The 3,718-nt window shown below is 66.9% G+C and carries 4 protein-coding genes; 3 read left to right on the top strand and 1 reads right to left on the bottom strand.

Annotated elements, in window-relative coordinates:
* The 3 genes from AC5JJ6_RS04050 to AC5JJ6_RS04040 form a co-directional block, all read left to right on the top strand.
* Positions 1 to 871, top strand: an 871-nt coding sequence (locus AC5JJ6_RS04050) for an ABC transporter ATP-binding protein (RefSeq protein WP_496040816.1), incomplete at its 5' end; no start/stop codon positions are given.
* 2 nt (positions 872 to 873) lie between these two features.
* The gene (locus tag AC5JJ6_RS04045) at positions 874 to 1,662 is read left to right on the top strand and encodes an ABC transporter permease (protein WP_496040815.1); all 789 of its coding nucleotides are present in this window, start codon (positions 874 to 876) and stop codon (positions 1,660 to 1,662) included.
* Between the two features lie 46 nt (positions 1,663 to 1,708).
* Entirely contained in the window at positions 1,709 to 2,719 is a 1,011-nt protein-coding gene (locus AC5JJ6_RS04040; protein ID WP_496040814.1) for an ABC transporter substrate-binding protein, read from the top strand.
* A 28-nt stretch (positions 2,720 to 2,747) separates the two neighbouring features.
* Here the strand turns inward: AC5JJ6_RS04040 and AC5JJ6_RS04035 are convergent, their stop codons facing one another.
* The gene (locus tag AC5JJ6_RS04035) at positions 2,748 to 3,650 is read right to left on the bottom strand and encodes a hydroxymethylglutaryl-CoA lyase (RefSeq protein ID WP_496040813.1); all 903 of its coding nucleotides are present in this window, start codon (positions 3,648 to 3,650) and stop codon (positions 2,748 to 2,750) included.
* Between the last annotated feature and the right edge of the window lie 68 nt (positions 3,651 to 3,718).

Genomic DNA, 3,718 nt, shown 5'->3' with positions numbered 1-3,718 from the left:
GATGGAGGTGCCGCCGATGGCCCAAGCAGCCGTTATTTCACAGCAGCCGGGCTCCGGCCCGGATGCGCAGTCCGCGGCGGTGGCGCTTGAGGGGGTGAAGATAACCTTCGACCTGCCGGACGGCGGGGCTTATCAGGCGGTCGCCGCGACCGATCTGGCCGTGCGCCGCGACGAGTTCGTCGCCATCGTCGGGCCGACCGGCTGCGGCAAGTCCACGCTGCTCAATGCCGCCGCCGGCCTGCTCAAACCCGCTTCCGGCACCGTCACCATCTTCGGCGAGCCCTTGGCCGGGCTGAACCGGCAGGCGGGTTATCTCTTCCAGCAGGACAGCCTGATGCCGTGGAAGACGGCGCTCGAGAACGTCGCTATCGGGCTGGAGGTCGCGGGCGTTTCCAGCAAGGAAGCGCGCGGCCGGGCGCGGGAGTGGCTGGGCAAGGTCGGGCTGGGCGCCTTCGGCGACCGCTACCCGCACATGCTTTCGGGCGGCCAGCGCAAGCGCGTCGGCCTGGCCCAGGTGCTGATCCGCGACCCGAAGATCATCTTCATGGACGAGCCGTTCGGGCCGCTGGACGCGCAGACCCGCCTGATCATGGGCGACCTGCTGCTGGGATTGTGGTCGGCCGACCGCAAGGCCGTCATGTTCGTCACCCACGACCTGGAAGAGGCGATCTCGCTGGCCGACCGGGTCGTCATCATGTCCGCCGGCCCCAGCGCCCGCATCATCGGCGACTACCCGATCGCGATCCCGCGCCCGCGCGACATCAGCGAAATCAAGCTCGATCCGCGGTTCCTGGCCGCCCACCGCGAGATCTGGCACGCCCTCAAGGAGGAAGTCCTGAAAGGCTACCGGCAAAGCAACGGAGGAGCGTGACGATGAAGCGGGCGAAACTCCTCCTTCTCCAGGTGCTCGTCGCCGTCGTCGCGATCGTGATCTGGCACCTGATCTCGGCGACCACGCTGTTCGGCGATCCCAAGACGATGCGGTTCTTCTTCTCGACGCCGGCCGACGTGGGCAGCCGGATCGTCCAGTGGGTGACGGGCGGCACGGTCTGGTACCATTTGGGCATCACGCTGCTGGAAGCGGCGCTGGCCTTCGTGATCGGGTCGGTCGGCGGCATCCTGATCGGGTTCTGGTTCGCCAGGCGCCCGCTGGTCAACGCCGTGTTCGATCCCTACGTCAAGGCGGCCAACGCCCTGCCCCGCGTCGTCCTGGCGCCGATCTTCGCGCTGTGGCTGGGCCTGGGCATCTGGTCCAAGGTGGCGCTGGGCGTCACGCTGGTCTTCTTCATCGTGTTCTTCAACGTCTACCAGGGCGTCAAGGAAGTCAGCCCTTCCGTCCTCGCCAATGCCCGGATGCTCGGCATGAACGAACGGCAGCTGCTGCGCCATGTCTACCTGCCGTCGGCGCTGAGCTGGATGTTCTCGTCCCTGCATACGTCGGTCGGCTTCGCGATGGTCGGCGCCGTGGTCGGCGAGTACCTGGGATCGTCCGCCGGCCTCGGCTACCTGATCCAGCAGGCGGAAGGCGTCTTCGACGTGACGGGGGTCTTCGCCGGCATGTTCGTCCTGACGGCCTGCGTCCTGGTCATCGACTGGCTGGTGACGAAGGTCGAAAACCGGCTTCTGGTCTGGCGTCCGCAGCCGGCCATGGCATCCAACTGATCCAGCCGGCCGATCCATAAACAATAATCATGAGAATGAGGGAGCGATGATGAGATTCACGGGAATTCTGGCGGCAGCGGGCATGCTGCTGGCGCTGGCGGGCACCGCCGACGCCCAGGAAAAGAAAGACATCACGCTCGGCGTCGGCGGCAAGCCGCTGCTGTATTATCTACCGCTGACCATCGCCGAGCAGAAGGGCTTCTTCAAGGAAGAAGGCCTGAACGTCTCGATCAACGACTTCGGCGGCGGCGCCAAGTCGCTCCAGTCGCTGATCGGCGGCTCGGTCGACGTCGTGACCGGCGCCTACGAGCACACGATCCGCATGCAGCAGAAGGGCCAGGAGATCCAGGCCGTCGTCGAGCTGGGCCAGTTCCCCGGCATCGTGCTGGCGGTGCGGAAGGATCTGGCCGACAAGGTCAAGTCCGCCGCCGACTTCAAAGGGCTGAAGATCGGCGTCACGGCGCCCGGCTCCTCCACCGCGCTGGCGGCGCAGTACGCGCTCGTCAAGAGCGGCCTAGCACCGACCGACGCGGCGCTGATCGGCATCGGCGGCGGTGCCAGCGCCGTCGCCGCCATGAAGCAGGGTCAGGTCGACGTGATCTCGCACCTGGACCCCGTCATCTCCAAGCTGGAAACGGACGGCGACATCTCGGTCCTGATCGACACCCGGACGGCAGAAGGCAGCAAGAAGCTGTTCGGCGGATCGAACCCGGCCGCCGTGCTCTACGCCAAGAGCGACTTCATCAAGGCCAACCCGGAAACGATGCAGCGGCTGACCAACGCCTTCGTCAAGTCGCTGCACTGGATCGCCAGCGCCAGCCCCGAGGACATCGCCGCCGCCGTCCCCGCCGAATACCATCTCGGCGACAAGGACCTGTATATGAAGGCGGTGCAGGGCTCGAAGGAAAGCTATTCCAAGGACGGCATCGTCACCAAGGAAGGCATGGACAGCATGTACAACATGCTGAAGACCCTGGAGCCGGAATTCGCCAGCGCGCAGATCGACCTGAACAAGACCTTCGATCCGCAGTTCGTGAACAAGGCCCCGAAGCAGTAACGGTCATGGGAGGGGGTGAGGCATCGCCTCACCCCGCCGCCGCTATCGCACTCCCGGTCTTCGACCCGTTCGGCCGCCCCAGCGCCTCGCTGATCCAGGCCCCCGTCGCGGCCAGCGCCCTGAGATCGACGCCGCTGTCGATCCCCAGCCCGTTCAGCAGATACACGACGTCCTCGGTCGCGACGTTGCCCGACGCTCCCTTGGCATAGGGACATCCCCCCAGTCCCGCCACCGAGGCATCGACCACCGCCACCCCCGCCTCCAGGCAGGCATGGATATTGGCCAGCGCCTGTCCATAGGTGTCGTGGAAGTGGACCGCGAGCTTCTCCAGCGGCACGACCCCGGACACCTGCTCGACCAAGGTCCGCGCCTTGCCCGCCGTCCCGACGCCTACCGTGTCGCCGAGCGAGATCTCGTAGCAGCCGAGGTCGAGCAGCGCCTTCGACACGCGGGCGACTTCCGAGACCGGGACCTCCCCTTGATACGGGCAGCCGAGCACGCAGCTGACATAGCCGCGCACGCGGATGCCCTGGGCCAGCGCCGCCTCCGCCACCGGACGGAAGCGTTCCAGGCTTTCCGCGATGGAGCAGTTGATGTTCTTGGCGCTGAAGGCTTCCGACGCCGCCCCGAAGATCGCGATCTCCCCGACGCCGGACGCCACCGCCTGCTCCAGCCCCTTCATGTTGGGCACCAGCACGGGATAGCCGACGCCCGGCCGCCGCCGGATGCCGGCCAGCACCTCGGCCGTGTCGGCCATCTGCGGCACCCATTTGGGCGACACGAAGGCCCCGGCCTCGATCGCCGGCAGTCCGGTATCGGACAGGCGGTCGATCAGCTCGACCTTGACCGCCAGCGGGACGGTCGCCTTCTCGTTCTGGAGCCCGTCGCGCGGTCCCACTTCGACGATCCGGACATGCGGGGGGAGCGCCATCGTCACGCCTCCTCGAAGACGATCAGTTCGGCGCCGTCCTCGACCTGATCGCCGACGGCGTAGCGGAC

This window comes from Skermanella sp. (assembly GCF_059503625.1).
The sequence above is the reverse complement of the archived record's forward strand: the minus strand, read 5'-3'. Positions and strand labels throughout refer to the sequence as shown.

Coding starts and splice junctions, on each gene's coding strand:
- AC5JJ6_RS04040 (WP_496040814.1), top strand. CDS start 1,709: ATGATGAGATTCACGGGAATTCTGGCGGCAGCGGGCATGCTGCTGGCG.
- AC5JJ6_RS04035 (WP_496040813.1), bottom strand. CDS start 3,650: ATGGCGCTCCCCCCGCATGTCCGGATCGTCGAAGTGGGACCGCGCGAC.
- AC5JJ6_RS04045 (WP_496040815.1), top strand. CDS start 874: ATGAAGCGGGCGAAACTCCTCCTTCTCCAGGTGCTCGTCGCCGTCGTC.